Here is a 23531-nt window from a genome sequence, read left to right as displayed (position 1 = left end):
GGTGCGGGCGGGAGCGGGGGCCCCGGCGTGCGAGGCCCCCGCGTGACGAGCGGTCAGGACAGGCCGGCGGCCCAGGGGTAGCCCTTGAGGAACGGGTCCGGCTTGATGGGCTTTCCGGAGTCCCACACCTGCTCGATCAGACCGTCGCTGCCGATCTTGCCGATCCGGGCGGTCTTGTAGATGTGCTGCGAGGCACCGTCCACGGTGACCAGGCCCTCGGGCGCGTCGAAGGTGATGCCGTCGGAGGCGGCCTTCACCTTCTCCGGGTCGAAGGACTTCGCCTTCTCGACCATCGCCTTCCACAGGTAGACCGAGGTGTACGCGGCCTCCATCGGGTCACTGGTCGGCTTGTCCGCGCCGTACTTGGCCTTGTACGCCTTCACGAACGTGGTGTTCGCGGCGCCCGGGGTGGTCTGGTAGTAGTTCCAGGCCGTCAACTGCCCTTCCAGGTACTGCGTTCCGATCGACTTGACCTCTTCCTCGGCGATCGACACCGAGACGACCGGCATGGTCGCGGCGCTCAGGCCGGCGGACTTGTACTCCTTGAAGAAGGCCACGTTCGAGTCGCCGTTGAGGGTGTTGAAGACGGCGTCCGCCTTCGACGCCTTCACCTTGTTGGCGATCGTGCTGAACTCCGTGGAGCCCAGCGGCGCGTAGTCCTCGCCGAGGATCGTCATGCCGTTGGCCTTCGCGTACGCCTTGATCTCCTTGTTGGCGGTCCGCGGGAAGACGTAGTCGCTGCCGACCAGGTAGAGCTTCTTCCTGCCCTGGCTCTTGAGGTAGTCGAGGGCGGGGATGATCTGCTGGTTCGTCGTGGCGCCGGTGTAGAAGATGTACGGCGACTCCTCCAGGCCCTCGTACTGGACGGGGTAGAAGAGCAGCGACTTGTTCTTCTCGAACACCGGCTTGACGGCCTTGCGGCTGGCGGAGGTCCAGCAGCCGAAGGTGGCCGCGACGCCGTCCTCCTTGATCAGCTTGGTGGCCTTCTCGGCGAAGGTCGGCCAGTCGGAGGCGCCGTCCTCGCTGATCGGCTTGATCTTCTTGCCGAGGACACCGCCCTTGGCGTTGATCTCCGCGATGGCGAGCTGGAGCGAATTGCGTACGGTCACCTCGCTGATCGCCATGGTGCCGGAGAGCGAGTTGAGCAGGCCGACCTTGACCGTGTCACCGCTGGTGTCGATCTTCGCGGCCTTGTCGGACGAGCCTGCCGCGTCGGTCTTCGCGCCGCACGCGGAGAGCGCCACGACGGCGGCGAGCGCCGCGGTACCGGCCAGAAGCCGACGCCGGTGAATGCTGGGAACGCTGGACAAAAGAACCTCCTTGTCCCGGGGAGGACAACTGAAAGGGAAGGAATCAGCAGCCCTTCAGTCGCGGTGGTGACGCGAGCGTCCAGCTTTCCCCTGGTGGCGTACCGGCTGGTTCCCTGAAGTGCGGTCCACAGCCTCAAGTCAGCCTGTTGCCATTGCGTTTCGCGTGACTTACCCGGCTGTATCTTCCGGCTCTCCGCAGGAAACGAATCGGGACACAAAAAAACCTCGGGCCGCATTCCTCACCGGAATTCACACGTCGCCCGAGGCATTCTAATTACTTCCTGCGTGAAGTATCTCGGTGGGGTAGGTACATGTCAAGGGCGGGCGGGGTCAAGGGCGGGCGGGGTCGAGGTCGAGCTGGGTGAGGACGTCGAAGTCCACGCCGTCCGCCCGGGCGAGGTAGATCCGCTGCCGCACATGGCTGCCCCGCAGCCGCAGCAGTCCCCGCGGTCCCTCGTAGGACACGGAGTCGGCCGCCGCGCCGATCGCCGCCACGTCCAGCGTGCGGGCGCGGGCGATGAGCGCGGCGAGCAACAGCACGCCCTCGTAACAGGATTCGCCGAGGCTGCCCGCGGCCGGCGCCTCGACGCCGAACCGCCCGGCGTACTGGCCGTGGAAGTCGAGGGTGTCCTGGTTCGCCAGCGAGGCGAAGAACCCGGCGGTGCTGTAGAGGTCCGCCGTGGCCGTGGGGCCGCTGGCCATCAGCATGTTCTCGTCCATGAGCGTGCTCAGCCTCAGACAGCGCTGGTCGAGCCCGGCGGCGGCGAACGCCCGGTTGAAGCGCACCGCGTCACTGCCCACCAGGAGCATCAGGACGGCATCCGCCTGAGACTCCTCGATGCGGCGCAGCGCCGCGTCGAACTCGTGGGTGCCCAGCGGGAGATAGGCCTGGCCGCAGATATCGCCACCGGACTCGTGCGCGTAGGCGCGGGCGGCCCGCGCGGTGCGGCGCGGCCACACATAGTCGTTGCCGACCACGAACCAGCGCCGGACCCTGCGCTCACCCGCCAACAGGTGTATCGCCGGGCGCAGTTGGTCGTCGGGTGTCTCGCTGGTCAGGAAGACGCCCGTGGTGTGCTCGCCGCCCTCGTACAGCGCGGTGTAGACGTACGGCACGCGGTGCGCGATCCGCGGGGCCAGCGCCTGGCGTACCGAGGAGATGTGCCAGCCGGTGACGCCCTGGACGACGCCCAGCTCCACCAGGGCCTCGACCCGGTCGGCGATCTCCCGCGGCTCGGCGCCGCCGTCGACCGGCAGCAGCCGCAGTTCCTTGCCGAGCACCCCGCCCGCGTGGTTGATCTCCTCCGCGGCCAGCCGCGCGCACAGTTCACAGGCCGGCCCGAAGATCCCCGCCGCTCCCTGCATCGGGAACACCAGTGCCACGCTGATCGCTGAGTCGTCGACTGTGAACCAGTCGAGCGGGTGGGGATCGAGCTCGAGCATGCGGTCATGATTCCGGGTCGGCCCGGTGAACTCCAGTCCGTCTCGTGGACCGGTCGGTGAGGGTGGGTGAGGGGAGTGGGGAGTGAGGTGGTGGGGGAGAAGCGTGAGAAGGAGGCGATCCTTTGGGGGAGCGGCACTTGTACGATGTCCGGACCCCGGGACCGAGGAGAAGGATGCCCACCCCACCTCCGCGCCAGCCCCAGGATCTGATGCAGCTGTTGACGCGGGCCGAACGACTGGCCGCGCGGAGGCTTCAGACCGTCCTCGACGAGGACGGCTGCTCGCTCGATTCCTGGCGGGTGCTGGCCCTGCTCGCCGACGGCGAGGGCCACTACATGACGGCGGTGGCCGAAGCGGTGTTCCTGCCGCCGCCGACGCTCACCAAGCTGGTCGACCACCTCGTCGACCAGAACCTCGTCTACCGGCGGGTGGACCCCCTGGACCGTCGCCGCATCCTCGCCCACCTCACCCCGCGCGGCCAGAGCTACTGGCGGCGCATCAGCCGCGAGGTCCGCGAGCGCTGGCCGGTCATGAACGACGGCGACGACGAACTGCTGCGCGGCCTGCTGGAGCGGCTCGTCGACACGCTCGACGGGGCGTCCGCGGAGTCTGCCCGCTGATCGCCGACTGCCACGCATCACCTCCGTAGGTGAAGGTCCGGGCCCGTACGTAGGTGAAGGTCCGGTCCCGCTGTTTCCGGGCCGGCGACGGGCCTGCGACCGCGGACCGCCCAGGCGCGGGCCTCCAGCTCGATCGCCCCGTCCGGACCGGTCGGCACCGCCTCCCGCAGGGTCTCCCGCAGCCGGGCTCGCACGTCCGGTGACAGTGCTGCCACGTAACCGGGAGCCGGGCCCTGGCCCGCCAGGAACGGTTCCCACAGATCGGCGAACCCGGCGAAGCGGGTCGGGACCTCGATCGGCTCGACGGCCGTCTCCACCAGCCCTGCCCCACTCCACAGCTCCCGCAGCGGCTCCGGGCCGCACAGCGGGAACCGGCCACCCTCGTCCAGCGCCCCGGCCGACGGATCCACCGCGATCGCGGCATCCCAGAAGCGGCGCAGGAACCCCATGCCTTCGGCGTAGTCCCACACATACGCGGCGACCAGCCCGCCCGGCCGCACCGCCCGGGCCGCCTCGGCCACCGCGCTGCCCGGCCCGGGCAGGAAGTTCAGGACGAGCCCGCTGACGGCCACGTCGAACACGGCGTCGGGCACCGGCAGCGACTGTGCGTCCGCCCGGGCGAAGCGCGCCGGTGCGGAGACGGAAGCTCGGGCCGTGGTGACGAACCCCGGGGACCGCTCCAATCCCAGCAGCGACCGGGGGCGGCAGCGGGCGGCCACCGCCTGGGTCAACGCCCCCGAGCCACAGCCCACGTTCAGCCACCGCAGACCGGCCTCGCAGCCGAGCCAGGACACGAACCGGGCCGCGACCAGCCGGCTCCACCGGCCCATGTACCGCTCGTAGGCATCGCCGGCGGCCCACACGTCGACCTGCTGTTCGCTCATCTCCTCACCTTCTCCGACCGAGTCCCGACCCGCCATTCCCCGCGACCCACGTGAGTTGACTGGTCTACACCCTTGACTGGTACAGACCAAAGGAGTTGAGTGTGCTGCCACCACCCCCCACCACGGCCGCGCCCACGCCGTGCCGGGCCGACCGGCATGTGCGCTCAAGGCCCGGCTCCGCCCTGCCCCTATCCGGGTGCGGCCGTGCTCCGCAAAGGAGTTGATCCTGTGTCGAGACGCCGTATCTCCGCCGTGGTCGCCGCTCTCGTCCTCGGCGGCGCCGTGCCGGTCCTGCTGCCGGCCTCGCCCGCGTCCGCCGCCGCCTGCTCGAGCTATCCGAGCTGGGTGGCGGGAAAGTCGTACGTCACCGGCAACGTCGTGCGGTACACCGACGGCAAGGCCTACATCGCCGAACACGACACCCCGGGCTACGACCCGACCATCAGCACCTGGTACTGGGAGCCGTACGCCTGCGACAGCGGCTCCGTCGCCACCTTCGTGGTGGGCGAGGCCCAGTTCAACCAGATGTTCCCGAGCCGGAACCCGTTCTACACCTACCGCGGCCTGACCGCCGCCCTCGGCGCCTACCCCGGCTTCGCCAACACCGGCAGTGACACGGTGAAGAAGCAGGAGGCGGCCGCCTTCCTCGCCAACGTCAGCCACGAGACGGGCGGGTTGGTGCACGTGGTCGAGCAGAACACCGCCAACTACCCGCACTACTGCGACTGGAGTCAGCCGTACGGCTGCCCGGCCGGGCAGGCCGCCTACTACGGACGCGGACCGATCCAGCTCAGCTGGAACTTCAACTACAAGGCCGCGGGCGACGCCCTGGGGATAGACCTGCTCAACAACCCCTGGCTGGTGCAGAACGACGCGGCCGTCGCCTGGAAGACGGCCCTGTGGTACTGGAACACCCAGAGCGGCCCCGGCACCATGACCCCGCACAACGCCATGGTCAACAGCGCCGGCTTCGGTCAGACGATCCGCAGCATCAACGGCTCCCTGGAGTGCGACGGCAAGAACCCGGCGCAGGTGCAGAGCCGGGTGACCAAGTACCAGCAGTTCGCCCAGATCCTCGGGGTGTCGCCGGGCGGCAACCTGTACTGCTGAGTCGCTGTACAGGAGTTCGCAAAGTGCATACGGCGGTGTATCGCCCGTATGCCAGACTCCGCCGATGACCTCCGAAACGATCGCCGCGGACGCCGCGGGCACCTGGAAACTCGGCGACCTCACCGTCAACCGCATCGGCTTCGGCACGATGCGGTTGACGGGCAGCGCCGCCTTCCACCACGGGACGCCCAGCGACCGGGAACGCTCGATCGCCGTCCTGCGCAAGGCGGTCGAGCTCGGTGTGAACCACATCGACACGGCCGCCTTCTACTTCTCCGCCCTGCGCTCCGCCAACGAACTCGTCAACAGCGCGCTGTCGCCGTACGCCGACGACCTGGTCGTCGTCACCAAGGTCGGTCCGTTCCGCGACTACTCGGGGGAGTGGAGCACCTCGACCCCCCGCCCCGACGAACTGCGCGGCCACGTCGAGGAGAACCTGCGCCAGCTCGGCCGCGATCACCTCGACGTCGTCAACCTCCGCCGTACCGGGCAGGATTCGATCGCCGAGCACTTCGGTGCCCTCGCCGACCTGCGCGAGGCGGGCCTGATCCGACACCTCGGCATCTCCGGCATCGAGCCACGGCACCTGGCCGAGGCGCAGGCCGTCGCGCCGGTGGTGTGCGTGCAGAACCGGTTCGGACTCGACTCCCACGACCCCGCCACCGACGAAGTCCTGCGGCTGTGCGGCGAACAGGGCATCGCCTTCGTGCCGTTCTTCGCCGTCGCGGGCGACGCCGGTCCCATGGGCGCGACCACCCACCACGAGGACGCGGTGCTCGCCGTCGCCCGGGCCCACGACGCGACCCCCGCCCAGGTCAGAATCGCCTGGACCCTGCACCAAGGCCCCCACGTGCTGGCCATCCCGGGCACCGGCAACCCCGACCACCTCGCCGAGAACGTGGCAGCGGGCGCGATCCGGCTCACCGACGACGAGATGGGCACGCTCAACGCACTGCATCAGAAGGCCGGTTGACCGGCCCCGGTCACCCCTCAGGCATCCCACACGCCGTCCCGCATGAGATGCCGGCCGCGCAACTCGTGCTCCCCGTGCCAGGCCTGCACGGCGTACGGCAGGATGCGGAAGAACGCGTACGACGCGCTGTCCGCGCGCGGATCCCAGCCCGTCTTCGCCGCGAACACGTCGGCGGCCGAGCCCGGCACGTCCCGCCCCTCGAACGTCCGCACCTCCCCGTCGAGGAGGACGACATCCTGGGTGTCCCCGAACGCCAGCCGGGCCCGGCCGCCGTCACGTAGATTGCGCCCCGTGGGATTGGTCAGCCGTGTGGACACCCAGACGGCCTCGCCGTCCCAGACGAACCACAGCGCGACCAGACACGGCAGCCCGTCGGAGTCGGCCGACGCCACCCACACGTCCAACTCCCGTTCCAGACGGGCCAGTACGTCACGCTTGCGCTGCTCGGCGGTACGGGGCGGCTCGGTGATCTTCATACCGGGGACGCTACCCGCCCGCCCCTCTCGCCGCCTCGGGCCGGAGACCTAGGCCCGCTTTCCGGATCTCGTCGGGTGACCGTCCGCCCGGTGCCGCGCCGGTGGCAGAGTGTGGAGGCCCGCATCCGATCAACGGAGAGAGAACCTTCCGCATGGCCGTCATCCACCGCACCACCCTCAAGCCGACCAAGCTCGAACTGCTCACCGCCTGGCTGCCCACCCGCCCCTGGTACTCCGGCGGTCCCGGCGACCCCGAGCTGACCAAGGCCGGCGGGTTCCGCCTCGACGATCCGGAGGGCGAGGTCGGCATCGAGTTCATGGTGGTCACCGACACGTCCGGCACCCACCCGGTCACCTATCTGGTGCCGCTCACCTATCGCGGCGCCCCGCTCGACGGGGCGGAGCACGCCCTCGTCGGCACCATGGAGCATGGCGTGCTGGGGCAGCGATGGGCCTACGACGGCTGCCACGACCCGGTGCTGGTGGCCCAGTTGCTCGCCCTGATCGAGGGCCGCGCGCAGGCCCAGGCCCAGAGCATCAACGACACGCCCGACCCGGACGTCATCCGCTCCTGCGCGGGCGCGGTCCCCGCCCCTTCGGCCGCTCTCACCGTCACCGACACCGAAGAGGGCAGCGAACTGTCCCTGCCGGAGGGCGCGACGCTCCGCCTGCACCGGGTCCTGCGCCCCGCCCCGGACGACGCGCCCCTCCCGCCGCAGGGCGCGACCGGACACGTCGCCGCCCCGTGGACCACGCCGGACGGGGCACGCGAACAGGGACTGTTCGCCGTCCTGCACCCGTAGAGCGGTTCAGTCAGGAGCGGTTCAGTCCAACTGCTCGTGCAGGAACGGCACGGTGCTCCGCCAGGCGCGGTCCGCCGACTCGGCGTGGTAGACCGGGCGGCCGTCGTTGAAGAAGGCGTGGTCGGCCGGGTAGCGGCGGAAGTCGGGGGTCACCCCCGACTGCTGCTGAATGGCCTCGGCCAACCGGTCGACGGTCTGGGCCGGGATGCTCTGGTCGAGTTCGCCGAAGTGCCCGAGCACCTGAGCCTTGAGTCCCGTGAAGTCGGGCAGCTCGCCCTGGACGACGCCGTAGAACGGCACGGCGGCGCTCACCCGAGGATCGGCCGCGGCCAGGTACAGCACGAAGCCGCCGCCCATGCAGAAGCCGACCGCGCCGACCGTGTCGGAGGTGACCTCGGGCAGCGACAGCAGATGGTCGACGGCGCCGGACAGCAGCTCGACACCGTGCGACACCGGGAGGGCCTGCATCATTCGCAGGGCCTCCTGGCTCTCGTGGGCCACATTGCCGCCGTAGAGATCGGGGGCGAGGGCGACGAAACCCTCCCGTGCGAGCCGGTCGGCTATGTCGGCGATGTGGTCGGTCAGACCCCACCACTCCTGGATGACGATGACGCCCGGTCCGCGCCCGGACGGCGGCAGTGCCAAGTAGCCGTGCGCGGTGGTCCCGCCACTGGGAAACGTGACGTTCTGACGGGCCGGGGCACCGGTCGACTTCGGCAGTTCGGTCATGGCACTCGACTCCTGTGCGGCAGTGCGTGGTGGGGGCGCAGCCCCCGACGTTATCTCCAGCCTGTCATGCACCGACCGGGCCGCATCGACGCCCCCTCCCGGCTGACTGGCGCACACGAAGTTTTACGTATAACCTCTCGCGTCAATCACCCCTCCCGAAAGGCCCCGATGAGACGCATCGCCCTGGTCACCCTCGTCGTCGACGACTACGACGAGGCGATGCGCTTCTACACCGAGGCCCTCGGTTTCCGGCTCGTCGAGGACACCCCGAGCCCCGACGGCTCCCGCTGGGTCGTCGTACGGCCCAGCGCTCATCAGGACGGCACCGATCTGCTGCTGGCCCGCGCCAAGGACGAGGGCCAGCGCGCCCGCGTCGGCGACCAGGCCGGCGGCCGCGTCGGCTTCTTCCTGCACACCGACGACTTCGCCCGCGACCACGCCCGCATGCTCGCCGCCGGCGTGACCTTCCTGGAGGCCCCGCGCCACGAGCCGTACGGCTCGGTCGCCGTCTTCCAGGACCTGTACGGAAACCGCTGGGACCTGCTCCAGCCCACCATCACCGCCTGAGCCCGAGAAAGACACACCGCACATGACCGCGCCCCGCATCGACACCGACACCCTCCGCCGGCTGCCCAAGGCCGTGCTGCACGACCACCTCGACGGCGGCCTGCGCCCCGCCACCGTGGTGGAGCTCGCGGACGCGGTCGGCCACACCCTGCCGACCACCGACCCGGACGCCCTGGCGGCCTGGTACTTCGAGGCCGCCAACTCCGGTGACCTGGTCCGCTACATAGCCACCTTCGAGCACACCCTGGCTGTCATGCAGTCCCGCGAGGGTCTGCTGCGCACCGCCGAGGAGTACGTCCTCGACCTCGCCGCGGACGGCGTCGTCTACGGCGAGGTGCGCTACGCCCCCGAGCTGCTGGTCAACGGCGGGCTGGCCCTGCCCGAGGTCGTCGAGACCGTTCAGGAGGGCCTGGCGGCCGGCATGGCGAAGGCGGCGGCCGCGGGCACCCCGGTGCTAGTCGGCACCCTGCTGTGCGGCATGCGGATGTTCGACCGCGTCCGGGAGGCCGCCGACCTGGCTGTCGCCTTCCGCGACGCGGGCGTCGTCGGCTTCGACATCGCCGGCGCCGAGGACGGCTTCCCGCCCGCCGACCACCTGGCTGCCTTCGAGCACCTGCGCCGGGAGAGCGTCCCGTTCACCATCCACGCCGGTGAGGCGCACGGTCTGCCCAGCATCCACCAGGCCCTGCAGGTGTGCGGCGCCCAGCGCATCGGCCACGGCGTCCGCATCACCGACGACATCGTGGACGGCAAGCTCGGCCGTCTCGCGGGCTGGGTGCGTGACCGCCGTATCGCCCTGGAGATGTGCCCGACGTCGAACCTCCAGACCGGCGCGGCCACCTCGATCGCCGAGCACCCGATCACCGAGCTGAAGGACCTCGGCTTCCGGGTCACCCTGAACACCGACAACCGTCTGGTGTCGGGCACGACCATGACCCGTGAGATGTCCCTGCTGGTCCAGGAGGCCGGCTGGACGATCGAGGACCTGCGCACGGTCACGGTGAACGCCCTCAAGAGCGCGTTCATCCCGTTCGACGAGCGCGAGGCCCTCATCGAGGACGTCGTCCTGCCGGGCTACGCGGCCGCGCTCTGAAGCAGCCCGCGGACATAGGCGGCCTGGCCGACGTGCTCGAGATCGTCGGACAGGACGCTGACCAGCCGTACGCCCAGGGTGACCGGCGGATCCCAGCGCTCGTCCACGATGCGCTCGAAGTCCTTGGCGGCCAGCCCGCGCACGTACCCGAGGGTCTGCTCGTGCACGGCGTCGTAGTACCCGGTCAGCAGGTCGGCGGAGTCGACCCGCACCTTGGCGACCTTCGCCGAGCTGTGGCCGTAGCCGGTGTCCAGGCGCGGCAGGTCGAGTCCGAAGCGCTTCTCCCAGCCCTGTGACAACCAGACCTGGTCGAGCCCGGAGGCGTCGGCCACATGATCGTCCTGGACCCGGGTGAGGTGCCAGACCAGCCAGGCGACGGAGTTGGCGTCGGCGCCGGGGCGCGCGTTGAGGTCGTCGGACCCGAGGCCCTCGACGGCGGCATGGACCTCTTCCTGGATGCGGCTGTACGCGTCGATGAGGATGTCCTTGGCATGCATACGGTCCACCATCGCGCATCCGCGTCCGTCACGCGCCCTCTGTCTCCAGAAGCGTCATCAGTGCCCGTGCCGCCGGGCTGGCCGCCTGTGGGGGCGGCAGCAGCGCGACCGTCTCGTACACCGCCTCGTCGGTGCCCTTCAGCGGCAGGGCGGCGAGGGTCTCCCGCTTGTGCCGGAAGTGCCGCGGTACGACGGCGATGCCGAGGTTCTCGTCCACCAGGTCGAGGAGGCTGTGCACGTCGTTCACCTCCAGCGCGACCGTCCGCCGGACGCCCGCCGCGGCGAACGCGGCGTCGGTGATCCGGCGCGGCCCCCAGTCCGGGTGGAAGTCGACGAAGATCTCGCCGCCGAGCTCGTCCGGCGTGACCGCCGCGCCGGCGGTCGCGAGCCGGTGGCTGGGATGGCACAGCAGGGTCATCGGCTCGCTGGTCAGCGGTACGGAACGCAGCTGGTCGGAGTCCGCGTGCGTACGGACCGCGAAAGCGAGATCGAGGCGGCCGGCGGCGACCTCCTCGGCGAGCGCCCCCGCCCCCGCCTGCCGCAGCCGGATCTCCACGTCCGGATGCAGCCGCCGGAACGCGGCCAGCAGCCGCGCCACGTGCACGCCCGCGATGCACTGCTCGGTGCCCAGCGCCAGCGTGCCGCGCAGTACGCCCTGTACGGCGGCGACGGCCTCGTGCGCCGACCGCACCTGCGCCAGGATCCGCTCGGCCTCGCCGAGCAGCGCCCGCCCGGCCTCGGTGAGTGTCACCCGCCGGGTCGTCCGGACGAACAGCGGGGTCTGCAGCTCCCGCTCCAGTGCGCGAATGGAGGCGGACAGACCGGACTGCGACACCAGCAGCCGTTCGGCGGCCCGGGTGAAATGCTGGTCCTCGGCGACCGCCACGAAGTGCTGAAGATGGCGTAGTTCCATGATTGAGAAGCTTATCCGCTGAATTCCATCGGATTCTTCTGTTGGACCACTGACCCCAGGTCGCGAAAGAGTGGGCAGCGGTTCTCAGGGAACCTGGTTCCACCGTGCCCAACCCTCAGGAGTCGCGTTGTACACCGCACACCCCGACCGCTACGCCGACATGCCCTACCGGCGGACCGGCCGCAGCGGACTGAAGCTTCCCGCGCTGTCGCTCGGACTGTGGCACAACTTCGGCCCGGCGGACCGCACGGTCGAGACGCAGCGGGCCATCCTGCGCCGCGCCTTCGACCTCGGCGTCACCCACTTCGACCTGGCCAACAACTACGGCCCGCCCCCCGGCGCCGCCGAGTCCGCGTTCGGCGAGGCACTGAAGGACGACTTCGCTGCGTACCGCGACGAGCTGGTCATCTCCACCAAGGCCGGCTACCTGATGTGGCCCGGTCCGTACGGCGAATGGGGTTCGCGCAAGTACGTGCTGTCCTCGCTCGACCAGAGCCTGAAGCGGATGGGCCTGGACTACGTCGACATCTTCTACTCGCACCGCCCGGACCCGGAGACTCCCATGGAGGAGACGATGGGCGCCCTGCACTCGGCGGTCCAGCAGGGCAAGGCGCTCTACGTCGGCATCTCCAACTACTCCGCGGAGCAGACCCGTGAGGCCGCCCGCATCCTGGGCGAGCTGGGCACCCCGCTGCTGATCCACCAGCCCCGCTACTCGATGCTCGACCGTCGTCCCGAGGACGAGGGCCTCCTGGACGCGCTGGACGAGCTCCAGGTCGGCTCCATCGTGTTCTCCCCGCTGGAGCAGGGCCTGCTGACCGGCCGCTACCTCGACGGCATCCCCGAGGACTCGCGGGCGGCGAGCGACAGCCCGTTCCTGAACTCGGACGCGGTCACCGAGGACCTGGTGGGCCGGCTGCGCGCCCTCGACGACATCGCCAGGTCCCGCGGTCAGAGCCTCGCCCAGCTGGCGCTGGCCTGGGTGCTGCGCGGCGGCCGGGTGACCTCCGCCCTGGTCGGCGCGAGCAGCCCGCAGCAGCTGGAGGACAGCGTCGGCGCCCTCGCGAACCTGGACTTCGACGCGGACGAACTGGCCCGGATCAACAAGGTGATCAAGCCGTAATCCGCTCCTCGAGCCGCACGGTCACGGTGTCGCCCTCCTCCTTCCCGATCGCCTTGCGCACCTCGGCCTTCACGGGCAGTTTGTGCGTGCCGTCGCCCAGGGCCATGAAGGAGCTGCGGAAGGGGTGCCCGTCGATCGTGCCCCGCACCTTGACCAGCCCTCGGGTGCCGAAGAAGGCGACGGAGTCGGGCCAGACCAGATAGGTCCAGCCGCCCTCCTGCGGACTCCTGCGCAGGACGGCGGTGAATTCGGTGTCCAGTTTTCCGGTTGTACCCATGATGGTCTCCGCTCCTGGTGGTCTTCTCCTCTAGAGACCGCCGGGAGCGGAGAAACTCATCGCGGACCGGTCCCTCACGTCCCGGCGGGCACCCGGTCGAGGAAGCCGAGCACGGCCTTGATCCGGCCGTCCGCGTCCAGGACGATCACGTCGGAGCCGGCCACGGGCGCCGAGCCGTCGGTCTCGCTCACCAGTTCCCAGGAGAAGCGCGCCGTGTCGTGGTGCCCGTCCACCGCGCCGGCGAGCCGGAAGGCGAAGCCCGGGAACTGCTCGTGGGTCCCGGCGATGACAGCGGCGATCTGTTCGTGACCGCCGGCCTCGCTGAACGGGTCGGTGTAGCCGCCGTCCGCGGTCCAGGCGGCGGCGACCGCTTTGGCCCGCGCCTCGGTCTCCCGGGCGTTCCAGGCCTCGAAGTAGCGGGCGACGGCATTCTCGTATCGGTCTGAGTTCATACCGGAACCATGCCCGGATCGCTCCCGGCGGTCGATTACCCCTCAGGTAATGACGGCGTCCCCATGTACTCGTCATTTTTCGGCCAGGAAGGGCCGTGAATATGCCAGGAGACTGGCCAAAAAGTCGTGGTGACAGTGTTTCAGTAGTGAACATACTCGACTGTTAGGGCTTCACATCCAGCGAAGCACCCGTCACGCACAGCACATGAGCCGCATGGAAAGCGAGGCCCGGCCGGCAGGCTAGCGAAGCAGCGGGGGAGTGGATCGTGCACGACGAATTCCTGTGCCATGTCACGGGGTACGGCACTTGCGGCGGGCGGCGCATCGGCGTGCCGCTCGGGACCTACCGGGCTCCCACCCTCGCCCTCGCCCTGTGGTGGCTGCGCGACCGCGCCGCCTGGATCGCCGACCGCCTCGACCCCCAGCCGGAGTCCGAGCACTTACCGGCGGGCGCGCTCGTCCCGGTGGCGGACACGGTGCTCGACGTGCCCGCCGTGCTCCGGTCCTGGTGCGGGGACCCGGACCAACAGGCGCTGATCGCCGACGAGTTGGCCGCGGGGCGGCTGGTGAGGATCGCCGCCTGCGACGACACCACCGAGTACGAACTGCTGGCGGAGTCCGTGGACGCCCTGCGGATGCAGCGGACCGCCTCGACACTGTTCACGCCCGTGGCCTGACCGGCGACGCCGGGCGCAGACCGGTCCTCATCGGTAGAATTCGGGTATGGCGCAGCGGCCGGTGGCACCGACGGCGCCCGAACTCGTGGTGGAGACCGAGACCGGCTCCACGGTGATGAGTCCGGGCCACGACTACCACGTCGGTCGCGATCCCCTGTGCGACATCGTCATCGACGACGCCCGGGTCTCCTGGCACCACGCGGTACTGCGGCCCGAGGCCGACCACTGGACCCTCGAGGACGAGAACAGCACCAACGGCACCTACGCCGACGGCCGCCGCGTCCACGAGTGGGGTGTCGGCCCCGGCAGCGTCATCCGCTTCGGCAGCCCCGCCGACGGCCCGTGCGCCGTCCTGGCCGGCCTGCCGCCCCCGGCACCGGAGCGCCCGTCCGCGGTCTCGATGCCCGCGCTGACCGGCACCTTCCGGCAGCCGACCACCGTACGGCCGCTGCCCACCCGCACCGTGCGCATCGGCCGCGCCGAGGACAACGACCTGGTCATCGACGACCTGGTCGTCTCCCGCCGGCACGCCGAGCTGCGCGCCCTGCCGGACGGGACGTACGAGATCGTCGACCTGGGCAGTCACAACGGCACGTTCCTCAACGGCCTGTCCATCACCCGCGCCCTCGTCGGACCCGGCGACATCGTCGGCATCGGCCACTCGGCGTTCAGCCTGGTCGGCGACCAGCTGCAGGAGTACGTCGACACCGGCGAGGTCTCCCTCGACGTACAGGACCTCACCGTCGCCGTCGACCACGGCCGCAAGACCCTCCTCGACCACGTGTCGTTCCCGGTGGGGGAGAAGTGCCTGCTCGCGGTCGTCGGCCCGAGCGGAGCGGGCAAGTCCACGCTCCTCAACGCCCTGACCGGCCAGCGCCCCGCCGACCACGGCACCGTCCTCTACGACGGCCGCGACCTCTACCGCGACTACGCCGAGCTGCGCCAGCGCATCGGCCTCGTCCCGCAGGACGACATCCTGCACGCCCAGCTGACCGTCCGCAGCGCCCTGTCCTACGCCGCCGAACTGCGCTTCCCGCAGGACACCGCCAAGGCCGAGCGCCGGGCCAGGGTCGACGAGGTCATCCGGGAGCTCGGGCTGGAGGAGCGGGCGGGCCAGCCCGTGCACAGCCTGTCGGGCGGCCAGCGCAAGCGGGTCAGCGTGGCCCTGGAGCTGCTGACCAAGCCGTCCCTCCTCTTCCTCGACGAGCCGACCTCGGGCCTGGACCCCGGCATGGACCGCTCGGTGATGCACATGCTGCGCGGCCTCGCCGACGACGGCCGCACCGTCATCGTCGTCACCCACAGCGTCCTCAGCCTCGACGTCTGCGACCGGCTCCTCGTGCTCGCGCCCGGCGGGAAGATCGCCTACTACGGCCCGCCCGAGGACGCCCTCGCCTTCTTCGGCTTCGCCGAATGGCCGGAGGCCTTCGAGGCCTTCGAACGGGACCGCGAGCGCGACTGGGCGGGGGAGTTCCGCACCTCCCCGTCCCAGCGCCGCTACGTCCTGGACGCGACCGCGCAGCCCCGGCGGCCCCGCGAGGGCCCCGTCCTCATCACGCCCCCGGCCCGGCCTCGCAGTCGCGGCGCCCAGCTTGGCACCCTGGTGCGCCGGTACGCGGCCGCCCTCAGCGCCGACCGCACCTTCCTCGCCATCATGATCGCGCTGCCGTTCGTGATGGGCGCCATGGGCCGGGCCCTGGCCGGCAGCAAGCTGACCCAGGAAACGGCGATGAACGCCCTGCTGATCCTGTGCGTCGGCGGAGTCCTCACCGGCGCGGCCAACGCCGTGCGCGAACTCGTCAAGGAACGCGTGATCTACCAGCGTGAACGGGCGGTCGGCCTGTCCAGATCGGCGTACCTGATGTCCAAGGTCGTCGTCCTCGGCACGATCACCGTGCTGCAGGCCGTGGTACTGACCCTGGTCGCCCTGCTCGGCGTCGATCTCAACGCACCCGGCGGCGAAGGCGTGTTGATGCCACCCCTTGCCGAAATCACCGTCGCCGTCGCCCTGCTGGCGTTCACCGCGATGATGCTCGGCCTGCTGGTCTCCGCCATGGTGCGCAAGGAAGAGGTGACGATGCCGCTGCTCGTGCTGCTCGCCATCGTCCAAGTGGTCTTCTGCGGCGCCCTGTTGAAGCTCGACGGCGTGCCCGGTCTGGAACAGCTGGCGTGGCTGGTGCCCTCGCGGTGGGCCCTCGGTGCGATGGCCGGCACCGTCGGCCTGGCCCGGATCGTGCCCGGCGAGCTCACCGGCGATCCGCTGTTCAAGCACTCGGCCGGGGTGTGGCTGCTGAACGTGTTCATGCTGGTCGTGCTGTCGGCGGTCTTCGGGTACGTCGTCTCCCGGCTGCTGCGCCGGCACGAACCCGCCGTGATGCGGAAGTAGGGGCCGCGATGACAACCGTCGGCTTCCGGCCCACCCACGTCGTCCCCCAGAACGGGATGCCCGCCTGGGAGGCCCCCGACCCCGCCCGCCCCACCGTGCCCCTCGACGCGCTGCTGCCGGTCCAGCTCGTCGAGCGACGCGGCGACTGGGGCCGCGTCCTGTGCGCCAACGGCTGGTCCGCCTGGGTCGACGGCCGCCACCTGGTCGCCGTACCCCAGGACCCGCCACTCGCCGACGGCCCCCTCACCCGCACCGCCGACCCCCGCCCGCTGCTCACCCGCGCCGAACAGACGCTGGCCCGCTACCGGGCCGCCGTCGAGGAACTGGCGGCCGGCGGGCTGGCGGGCGAGGCCTTCCGCGTGCGGACGCGGGGACTGCGGCTCGGTGTCGTCGTGGACGGGGAGTCGATGTGGCTGTACGACGCCGAACAGGGCAGGTGGGCCTACGCGGACGGGGCGCGGCTGAGCACCTACGTCACGGACGACGGGCCCCGCACCGCCGCCGCGGACCCCGGGCACGCCCCGACCCAGGTCGTGACGCCCGATGGCGCGTGAGGCGAGCCTCTTCTCCGGCCGGCCCTCCGAGCTGATCGGCAAGCAGGTCGCGAGCTACCGCATCGAGCACGAGATCGGCCGCGGCGGCATGGCCGTCGTCTACCGCGCCCGGGACCTGCGCCTGGACCGGACCGTCGCCCTCAAACTGCTCGCCCCCGAACTCGCCCGCAACGACACCTTCCGCCGCCGCTTCACCCACGAGTCCCATGTGGCCGCCGCGATCGACCACCCGAACATCGTGCCGGTCTTCGAGGCGGGCGAGACGGACGGCGTCCTGTACATCGCGATGCGCTACGTCCCCGGCAGTGACCTGCGCCACCTCCTGGACCGCGACGGCCCCCTGCCGCTGGCGACCGCCGTCCGCATCGCCGCCCAGGTCGGCTCCGCGCTGGACGCGGCCCACGAGCACGGCCTGGTCCACCGCGACGTCAAACCCGGCAACATCCTGGTGGCCCGCGGCACCGACACCGACCACCCCGAGCACGTTTACCTCACCGACTTCGGCCTGACGAAGAAGTCCCTGTCCCTGACAGGCTTCACCACGGTCGGCCAGTTCGTCGGCACGCTCGACTACGTGGCCCCCGAGCAGATCTCCGGCCGCCCCGTCGACGGCCGCTGCGACGTCTACGGCTTCGCCTGCGTCGTCTACGAGACCCTCGCGGGCCGCCCGCCCTTCCGCCGCGACGACGACATGGCCCTGCTGTGGGCCCACCAGTACGACGAACCGCCCCCGTTGACCGAGTCCCGCTCCGACCTCGCCCCGTACCTCGACACCGTGTTCGCCAAGGCCCTGGCCAAGAGCCCCGACGACCGCTACGACTCCTGCCTCGCCTTCGTCGCGGCCCTGCGCGGCGCCCCGGCGGTCGGCCACCCGCCGACAGAGGTCGTCCCGAGTGTCGTGGCACCGGATCAGGACCGGCCGAAGCCCCCGCCACGGTGGGCCGAACCGGTCTTCGGGAAGCGGTAGGCCGTCAGCCCTGACCGAGCCCGTTCAGCGGCACGCGCCGCGCCAGCACCCTGCGGTGGCTGATACGCCAGCCGTCGGCGACGCGCACCACGGTGTCCTCGTACGTCACGGATCCGCACGAGCCGTCCGCCATCACGGCCAGCCCCTTGGACCGAGCCCGCACCCGGTCCCCGGCCGCCTCTTCGATCACCACGTTGGTGACGTGGTGCGCGACGGGGTTCGCCGCGCCGAGAGCCAGGGCCGCCGCCGTGAGGGCGGCGATGCCGGTGACCTCGCCCTGGCCGAAGTCGGACAGGTCGTAGACGACGTCCGGGGTGTAGAGCTCCCCCGAGCGCTCCAGCTCCCCGGCGTCCATCAGGTGCCCGTGCAGTGCGATCAACTCGGTGACGGCCAGGCGGTCTTCGAGTGCCAGTGTCATGCCCTGCCCTTCTTCGACCGGGCGCACGTTACCTACTCGACGTCACCGTTGCGAGCCGTTTCCGGCGATGCCCCGCCGCCGGACCGGCGTGGCCAGCAGCCCGCCCAGGAACCCGGTGACCAGCCCCCACAGCAGGGCCAGGCCGACCGCCGCCCACAGTTCGGGTTTCAGGAACAGGTCGCCGCCCAAGTCGCCGCCGAGGTCACCGATGCCGAGGACGGACAGGCCGTAGTGCGCGGAGATGCGGCCGACGAGGCAGATCATGAGCACCGTGAGCGCGAGGGCCACCGCCATGTGCACGGCGTGCTGCCAGGCGCGCATCCGGGCCGGTGAGCGGGCCGCCATGACGAAGGCGGCGGCCAGCAGCAGCACGGCGTCCACGACGACGAGCCACCACACCCTGCCGTCGTGCTCGGCGAGCGTGCTCAGATTGAGCGTGGCGGTGTCCGAGGAGCGCAGCACCTCGTCGAGGACGTGCGGCATCGGCAGCCCGAAGGGCCCCTCCACCCGGCCGTTCCAGGTGGCCCCGAGACCGATCGTGAGAGCGAGCCAGACCAGGTTGGGGATGCCGAGCAGGATCACCGCGAGCGTCTCCACCGCATGGCCTCGCGTCGCCGCGACGACCAGGGCGATGAGGACACCGAGGACGACGTAGGCCAGCAGCAGCACGACCATGGCGTACGCGGCCGGCCGCACCGACGCCTGGAACCGCAGCAGCCGGGCCGGCAGCGGCGCCCCGCGCGAGACCGCCAGGGCCACCACCAGCACTCCCGCCAGCCACAGCAGCCCGAAGAACAGGGTCGGTGGCACGTCCGTGGTGAAACCGACCTCCGGCGACACACCGAACAGCTCGCCGAGATCGCTCAGCGTGCCCTCCCCGAGGGAGAGCTGGAACGTCTGGCGGGCCGCCAGTGCCAGCCCCAGGAGCGCGAGCAGCCACAGTACGGCGATCCGCGCCGCCCACCCGGCCAGCTCCCCGGCACCCGTGACCGCCCGGTGCCGCAGCGGCCGCAGAAAGCCCGCGCCGAGCACCAGCGCCCCGACGAGCGTGACCGAGAGCGGGATCACGGTGAGCCCCGCGTTCGTGTCGGCGAGCCCGCCGGCGTTCCCCGACAGCTCGATCGTGCCGCCGACGGCCGTGACGACGGTCGCCGCCACCACCCGGGGGAACGCGTTGTCCGGAAGGTCCGCCGCACCGGCCGCCCACAGCCCCAGCGCGGCGACCATCCCCATGGCGATCAGCGCGCCCAGGACCGTGGCCACCGCCTGCACCCAGCCGTGGCGGGCGAGGACTGCCTGGTCGGAGCGGGTTCGGACACTCACCCTGCCACGCTAAGCAGCGCCCGGGGGACGCGCCTGCCGGGAGGGCCGTCCGCGTCGGCTTGCGGGAGGCACGGGATCGGAGCACACAATGGTGATGTTGCGGAAATCAGCTGAAAAAGCCTGATGAAGCCGCTGGAATCCCTCGTAGGGAAGAAGAGCTCGTGAGTGTCGAACCGCCGTCCTCCGGCCGCCCCACAGGACCCCCCTCCGGCCCGCTGTCGGGTCCCTCCCAGCCGCCCTCGGGCCCGCCCTCACAGCCCCCGGGCAGCGGTGGAGCACACGCGCCGGAACCGGGCCGCCCCTGGTGGCGGTCCGTCCCGCGGGTCGCGATCCTCGCCGGCCTGGTCGTGGCCGCCGTGGTCCTCACCGTCGTCTTCACCCGGTCCGACGGCGGCGGCTCGGCCAAGGGCGGCGAGGTCTTCCTGCAGGCCGCCGGCAAGTCCGGCCCCGACCCCTTCACCGAGTCCACGGCGACGGACAGCTCCGCCCCGCCGCTCTCGGCCTCACCGACCACCGAGTCGGCCCCCGCCAACGCGGTGCGCGGCGTCGACGGCGGGGCGCCCGGCCTCTACGGCGGCACCCGCAAGGTCGCCAGCTGCGACGTGGAGAAGCAGATCACCGCCCTCCAGGGGGCCCCGGAGAAGAACCGGGCGTTCGCTTCCGTCGCCGGCGCCGACCCGGCCGAGGTCCCGGCCTACCTCCGCTCCCTCACCCCCCTGCAACTGCGCATGGACACCCGCGTCACCAACCACGGCTACCGCGACGGCGCCGCCACCGGCTACCAGGCCGTCCTGCAGTCCGGCACCGCCGTCCTCGTCGACGGCCACGGAGTGCCCCGGGTCCGCTGCGCCTGCGGCAACCCGCTCACCCCGCCCGTCGCCCAGCAGACCACGCCTCGCCGCACCGGAGACTCCTGGCCGTCGTACCAGCCCTCGAACGTGGTCGTGGTCACCCCCTCGGTGCAGGTCGTCAACATCTTCGTGGTCTACGACCCCGACCGCGGCGACTGGTTCTCCCGGCCCCGCGGCGACACCGGAGAGAAGGACAAGAAGACCGACCCGCCGGCGCGCCACCCCACTCCGTCCGTGAGCGTGTCCACGCCGACGTCCCCGACGACCGGCTCCCCGCCGCCGTGCGTCTCCCTCTCCGCCGACAGCACGCGGACGCCCACCGGTGCGGAGACTCCGTGCCCGTCGACTTCGACGTCGACCGCCCCGTCCTCGCCGTCCTCGAGCTCCGAACCGCCCACCCTCGACCCGGACACGACCGAGCCGCCGTCGCCCGAGTCCTCGCCTCCGCAGCCCCCTCTGACCTCCGACCCGACGACATAGCCCGCGTCCCTCGGATCGGCTACGACCTCCCCGGCGCTGTGACCCGTCCGGGTTGTTCGACGAGGGCGTAAGCGCCGTCACGGGGACTGGGGGACTGGGGCGCGCGGCTCGGGGTACGAGCACTGGTGCAGCAGCGTCCGGCCAGTCCGGCTTCCGAGAGAGAAACGCATGATCGAGCATCTGGACGGGGCAGTGGTACCGACTGGTTTCGACGTGCCCGTGGAACCGCTACGGCGGGCGGCGCACTACACGGGCGAACCGGGTTGCATAGCCGAGGCGAGGTCCTTCGCCGCGGGCTTCATCGAGCAGCTCAGGACCGAGTGGTGCGCCGAAGTCGAGAGCCGGGCCGAGGACGCGGTGCTCCTCGTGGTGAGCGAACTGGTCACCAACGCCGACCGGCACAGCAACGGGCCGTACATCCTGGAGCTGGAGGGCACGGACGCGGCGGTGGCGGTGATCGTCTACGACAGCAGCGCCGCGCTGCCCCGGCGTTTCCCCAAGGACCCGGAACGCGTCGGCCGGCACGGCCTGGAGATAGTCCACGTGCTCGCGACCGACCTCGCCGTCGAACGGGTGCCGGTCGGCAAGCGCGTACGCGCCGTCGTGGACCTGGGTACCGAGTGACGCACTGAGCCGCCCGTCGCGGGTGCCGCTCCGCTCCTGATTCCTGCCTGTGGGGCGGCACCCGCTGCGCGGTGTGTCGGGGTCAGGCGCAGCCCAGCTCCCCCAGCATGCCCTGGCGCAGCCGCATGATGATCCGCTTGATCAGCCGCGACACATGCATCTGGGAGCAGCCGAGGCGTTCGCCGATCTCCGCCTGGGTGGCCTCCTCCACGAACCGCATATGGATGATCTGCCGGTCGCGTTCGCTCAGTTCCGCCATGAGCGGAGCCAGCGACTGGAAGTCCTCCACGAGCCGCAGCCCGTCCTCCTCCACGCCGATGAAGTCGGCGAGGACCGACTCGCCGCCCTCGGGGCCGTCACCCGTCAGCGCGGCGTCCAAGGACGAGGAGTTGTAGCCGTTGGAGGCGATCTGCGCCTCGACGACCTCGCTCTCGGCGATGTTCATCAGGGTGGCGAGCTCGGCGACGGTCGGCTCGCGGTCCAGGCGGCTGGCGAGTTCCTCGCGGGCCTTGGCCAGCTCCACGCGCAGCTCCTGGAGCCGGCGCGGCACGTGCACCGCCCAGGTGGTGTCACGGAAGAACCGCTTGATCTCACCCACGATGTAGGGCAGCGCGAACGACGTGAACTCGACCTCACGCGCCAGTTCGAAGCGGTCGATGGCCTTGATCAGACCGATCATCCCGGTCTGGACGATGTCCTCCATGTCGTCCCCGCGGCCGCGGAACCGGCCGGCCGCGAACCGCACGAGAGACATGTTCATCTCAATGAGGGTGTTGCGTGCGTACTGGTATTCGTGCGTGCCTTCCTCGAGTTCGGTCAGGCGCTGGAAGAACTGGCGGGACAGCTCTCGCGCGTCGCGCGGAGCCACGGTCCGCGGATTCTCGACTCCCGGCAGCGGTCCGTCACCCGTCGTCCTGGTCCCGGCGGTCTCCTCGACGACCTGTGCCTCCGACCGGATCACGGCGGTGTCCATTACCTCTCCCACGAAAGTCACGGCTCGACGTCTGCCTCTTCGGCCTCGGTTGTCTTCGGGTCCTGCTCAGCGCTCGTCGGCTGCGAGTACCCGGACAGCGGTGACGTATGCACGCCGACCGCCGAGCAGGTCCTTCCTGGCACGTACCCGGGCTGTGACGGCGCATGCCTGTTCTGTGTCCATGCGGCGAAAAACCGGTGGCGGTGCGGCCGCGGATTCAGCTCAGGTACGGGTGGCGACGATCAGCTCGTGCAGGTAGCGCTTGGTGACGCTGCCGCCGTGCCGGCTTTCGATCAGATCCCGGACACAGGTCAGGAGGCCGTCCCGACGGGCCTCGTCGAGCGCGCGGTGGCCCGAGTAGGTGAGCAGTACGTCGATGTACCCGTCGGCGGAGTACGTGATGTCCTGGAGGTACCGGGTGGCCACGACGTGCCCGAAGCGCCCGCCGCGTTCCCACTCTGCCGTGTCCGTGGCGATCTCCGACTCGTCCTGCAGTCGCAGTCCGGGCGGGGTGGCCGGGTCCCAGCGTTCGTAGCAGCGCTGGGCCTGCGCGAAGAAGTCCGTGCTGCCGCCCGCCACGTGCTCGGTGGTGACGACCGCGAGCCGGCCTCCGGGGCGCAGCGCGTCCGCCGGCTTCCGCAGGCGCACGGCCGGGTCGAGCCAGTGGAACGCGGTGGCGCACACCACCAGGTCGAACGGCCGGGGCGGCAGCGGCCAGTGCTCGAAGTCCGCCACCTCCACGTCGGCCAGGGGAAACTCCCGCAGCCGCCGCCGGGCCACGGCCGCCATGGCGGGCCCCAGCTCCACTCCCGTGACCCGGCAGCCGAACTCCGCCAGCGGGACGGTGAGTTGGCCGGTCCCCGGGGCCACCTCCAGGACCCGGCTGTCCGGCCCGAGGCCCGCGGCGCGCGCCAACTCGTCGACGAGGGCGCGGGGATAGCGGGGCCGCGCCCGGTCGTACAGCTCCGCGACCTCGTTGAACGTCTCTCGTAGCACTGTTCCCACGCC

Annotated in this window: 26 protein-coding genes; 13 read left to right on the top strand and 13 right to left on the bottom strand. The window is 70.9% G+C overall.

Translation table 11 applies throughout. The features are described 5' to 3' along the window. Window positions 1-53 precede the first annotated feature (53 nt). Window positions 54-1310, bottom strand: coding sequence for an urea ABC transporter substrate-binding protein (urtA, locus tag AC5P09_RS19870; RefSeq protein WP_493875163.1), 1257 nt, complete (start codon window positions 1308-1310; stop codon window positions 54-56). A gap of 330 nt (window positions 1311-1640) precedes the next feature. Further along, the gene (locus tag AC5P09_RS19865; RefSeq protein ID WP_493875162.1) at window positions 1641-2753 is read right to left on the bottom strand and encodes a substrate-binding domain-containing protein; all 1113 of its coding nucleotides are present in this window, start codon (window positions 2751-2753) and stop codon (window positions 1641-1643) included. A gap of 173 nt (window positions 2754-2926) precedes the next feature. Here AC5P09_RS19865 and AC5P09_RS19860 point away from each other — a divergent pair, with 173 nt between their 5' ends. Beyond that, a complete protein-coding gene (locus AC5P09_RS19860; RefSeq protein WP_266445754.1) occupies window positions 2927-3373 on the top strand; it encodes a MarR family winged helix-turn-helix transcriptional regulator in 447 nt (148 codons plus the stop codon). Window positions 3374-3390: 17 nt separating this feature from the next. Here the strand turns inward: AC5P09_RS19860 and AC5P09_RS19855 are convergent, their stop codons facing one another. Beyond that, window positions 3391-4257, bottom strand: a complete 867-nt coding sequence (locus AC5P09_RS19855) for a class I SAM-dependent methyltransferase (protein WP_493875161.1) — start codon at window positions 4255-4257, stop codon at window positions 3391-3393. A 228-nt stretch (window positions 4258-4485) separates the two neighbouring features. Between AC5P09_RS19855 and AC5P09_RS19850 the strand changes: the two genes are divergently transcribed. Both AC5P09_RS19850 and AC5P09_RS19845 read left to right on the top strand, forming a co-directional pair. Continuing rightward, window positions 4486-5367 (top strand): glycoside hydrolase family 19 protein, encoded by an 882-nt coding sequence (locus tag AC5P09_RS19850; RefSeq protein WP_493875160.1) that lies wholly within the window; start codon window positions 4486-4488, stop codon window positions 5365-5367. A 64-nt stretch (window positions 5368-5431) separates the two neighbouring features. Further along, the gene (locus AC5P09_RS19845; RefSeq protein WP_493875159.1) at window positions 5432-6340 is read left to right on the top strand and encodes an aldo/keto reductase; all 909 of its coding nucleotides are present in this window, start codon (window positions 5432-5434) and stop codon (window positions 6338-6340) included. Window positions 6341-6357: 17 nt separating this feature from the next. Here AC5P09_RS19845 and AC5P09_RS19840 read toward each other — a convergent pair whose 3' ends face one another. Next, entirely contained in the window at window positions 6358-6816 is a 459-nt protein-coding gene (locus AC5P09_RS19840) for a pyridoxamine 5'-phosphate oxidase family protein (protein WP_493875158.1), read from the bottom strand. Window positions 6817-6968: 152 nt separating this feature from the next. Here AC5P09_RS19840 and AC5P09_RS19835 point away from each other — a divergent pair, with 152 nt between their 5' ends. Beyond that, window positions 6969-7619 (top strand): maltokinase N-terminal cap-like domain-containing protein, encoded by a 651-nt coding sequence (locus tag AC5P09_RS19835; RefSeq protein ID WP_493875157.1) that lies wholly within the window; start codon window positions 6969-6971, stop codon window positions 7617-7619. A 21-nt stretch (window positions 7620-7640) separates the two neighbouring features. On the opposite strand, the gene AC5P09_RS19830 is transcribed toward AC5P09_RS19835, so the two are convergent. Further along, a complete protein-coding gene (locus AC5P09_RS19830) occupies window positions 7641-8348 on the bottom strand; it encodes a dienelactone hydrolase family protein (RefSeq protein ID WP_493875156.1) in 708 nt (235 codons plus the stop codon). A 168-nt stretch (window positions 8349-8516) separates the two neighbouring features. Here AC5P09_RS19830 and AC5P09_RS19825 point away from each other — a divergent pair, with 168 nt between their 5' ends. Then, window positions 8517-8915, top strand: a complete 399-nt coding sequence (locus tag AC5P09_RS19825) for a VOC family protein (protein ID WP_493875155.1) — start codon at window positions 8517-8519, stop codon at window positions 8913-8915. Between the two features lie 22 nt (window positions 8916-8937). Further along, complete coding sequence (locus AC5P09_RS19820) at window positions 8938-10008, top strand: adenosine deaminase (RefSeq protein ID WP_493875154.1); 1071 nt, start codon at window positions 8938-8940, stop codon at window positions 10006-10008. Here AC5P09_RS19820 and AC5P09_RS19815 read toward each other — a convergent pair. Together AC5P09_RS19815 and AC5P09_RS19810 are read right to left on the bottom strand one after the other, a co-directional pair. Further along, window positions 9990-10505: a mycothiol transferase gene (locus AC5P09_RS19815; protein WP_493875153.1), complete on the bottom strand. Its 516-nt coding sequence runs from the start codon at window positions 10503-10505 to the stop codon at window positions 9990-9992. The genes AC5P09_RS19820 and AC5P09_RS19815 overlap by 19 nt on opposite strands. A gap of 28 nt (window positions 10506-10533) precedes the next feature. Beyond that, on the bottom strand, window positions 10534-11418 hold the full coding sequence (locus AC5P09_RS19810) for a LysR family transcriptional regulator (RefSeq protein ID WP_493875152.1): 885 nt from the start codon (window positions 11416-11418) through the stop codon (window positions 10534-10536). A 127-nt stretch (window positions 11419-11545) separates the two neighbouring features. Between AC5P09_RS19810 and mgrA the strand changes: the two genes are divergently transcribed. Further along, window positions 11546-12541 carry an L-glyceraldehyde 3-phosphate reductase gene (gene mgrA, locus AC5P09_RS19805; RefSeq protein WP_493875151.1) on the top strand — a complete coding sequence of 332 codons (996 nt, stop codon included), beginning with the start codon at window positions 11546-11548 and terminating at the stop codon, window positions 12539-12541. On the opposite strand, the gene AC5P09_RS19800 is transcribed toward mgrA, so the two are convergent. Beyond that, window positions 12531-12818 carry a DUF1905 domain-containing protein gene (locus tag AC5P09_RS19800; RefSeq protein ID WP_493875150.1) on the bottom strand — a complete coding sequence of 96 codons (288 nt, stop codon included), beginning with the start codon at window positions 12816-12818 and terminating at the stop codon, window positions 12531-12533. The genes mgrA and AC5P09_RS19800 overlap by 11 nt on opposite strands. A 74-nt stretch (window positions 12819-12892) precedes the next feature. Continuing rightward, window positions 12893-13270 (bottom strand): nuclear transport factor 2 family protein, encoded by a 378-nt coding sequence (locus AC5P09_RS19795; RefSeq protein WP_493875149.1) that lies wholly within the window; start codon window positions 13268-13270, stop codon window positions 12893-12895. Window positions 13271-13536: 266 nt separating this feature from the next. Here AC5P09_RS19795 and AC5P09_RS19790 point away from each other — a divergent pair, with 266 nt between their 5' ends. The 4 genes from AC5P09_RS19790 to AC5P09_RS19775 are packed head-to-tail and all read left to right on the top strand — an operon-like array spanning window position 13537 to window position 17854. Continuing rightward, window positions 13537-13947, top strand: a complete 411-nt coding sequence (locus AC5P09_RS19790; RefSeq protein ID WP_493875148.1) for a hypothetical protein — start codon at window positions 13537-13539, stop codon at window positions 13945-13947. A 46-nt stretch (window positions 13948-13993) separates the two neighbouring features. After that, the gene (locus tag AC5P09_RS19785; protein WP_493875147.1) at window positions 13994-16333 is read left to right on the top strand and encodes an ABC transporter ATP-binding protein/permease; all 2340 of its coding nucleotides are present in this window, start codon (window positions 13994-13996) and stop codon (window positions 16331-16333) included. Between the two features lie 8 nt (window positions 16334-16341). After that, a complete protein-coding gene (locus AC5P09_RS19780) occupies window positions 16342-16887 on the top strand; it encodes a hypothetical protein (RefSeq protein ID WP_493875146.1) in 546 nt (181 codons plus the stop codon). After that, window positions 16877-17854: a serine/threonine-protein kinase gene (locus tag AC5P09_RS19775; protein ID WP_493875145.1), complete on the top strand. Its 978-nt coding sequence runs from the start codon at window positions 16877-16879 to the stop codon at window positions 17852-17854. The genes AC5P09_RS19780 and AC5P09_RS19775 overlap by 11 nt, the downstream gene beginning before the upstream one ends. Before the next feature lie 4 nt (window positions 17855-17858). Here the strand turns inward: AC5P09_RS19775 and AC5P09_RS19770 are convergent, their stop codons facing one another. After that, window positions 17859-18272 (bottom strand): nuclear transport factor 2 family protein, encoded by a 414-nt coding sequence (locus AC5P09_RS19770; protein WP_493875144.1) that lies wholly within the window; start codon window positions 18270-18272, stop codon window positions 17859-17861. Window positions 18273-18314: 42 nt separating this feature from the next. Then, a complete protein-coding gene (locus AC5P09_RS19765) occupies window positions 18315-19595 on the bottom strand; it encodes a streptophobe family protein (RefSeq protein WP_493875143.1) in 1281 nt (426 codons plus the stop codon). Window positions 19596-19756: 161 nt separating this feature from the next. Between AC5P09_RS19765 and AC5P09_RS19760 the strand changes: the two genes are divergently transcribed. Next, a complete protein-coding gene (locus tag AC5P09_RS19760) occupies window positions 19757-20926 on the top strand; it encodes a DUF6777 domain-containing protein (protein ID WP_493875142.1) in 1170 nt (389 codons plus the stop codon). A gap of 168 nt (window positions 20927-21094) precedes the next feature. After that, a complete protein-coding gene (locus tag AC5P09_RS19755; RefSeq protein WP_493875141.1) occupies window positions 21095-21550 on the top strand; it encodes an ATP-binding protein in 456 nt (151 codons plus the stop codon). Between the two features lie 82 nt (window positions 21551-21632). Here the strand turns inward: AC5P09_RS19755 and AC5P09_RS19750 are convergent, their stop codons facing one another. Together AC5P09_RS19750 and AC5P09_RS19745 are read right to left on the bottom strand one after the other, a co-directional pair. After that, window positions 21633-22523 carry an RNA polymerase sigma factor SigF gene (locus tag AC5P09_RS19750; RefSeq protein WP_493875140.1) on the bottom strand — a complete coding sequence of 297 codons (891 nt, stop codon included), beginning with the start codon at window positions 22521-22523 and terminating at the stop codon, window positions 21633-21635. A 222-nt stretch (window positions 22524-22745) separates the two neighbouring features. Then, entirely contained in the window at window positions 22746-23519 is a 774-nt protein-coding gene (locus tag AC5P09_RS19745) for a class I SAM-dependent methyltransferase (protein WP_493875139.1), read from the bottom strand. Between the last annotated feature and the right edge of the window lie 12 nt (window positions 23520-23531).

The sequence above is a fragment of the Streptomyces sp. a15 genome (genome assembly GCF_059026085.1).
The sequence above is the reverse complement of the archived record's forward strand: the minus strand, read 5'-3'. Positions and strand labels throughout refer to the sequence as shown.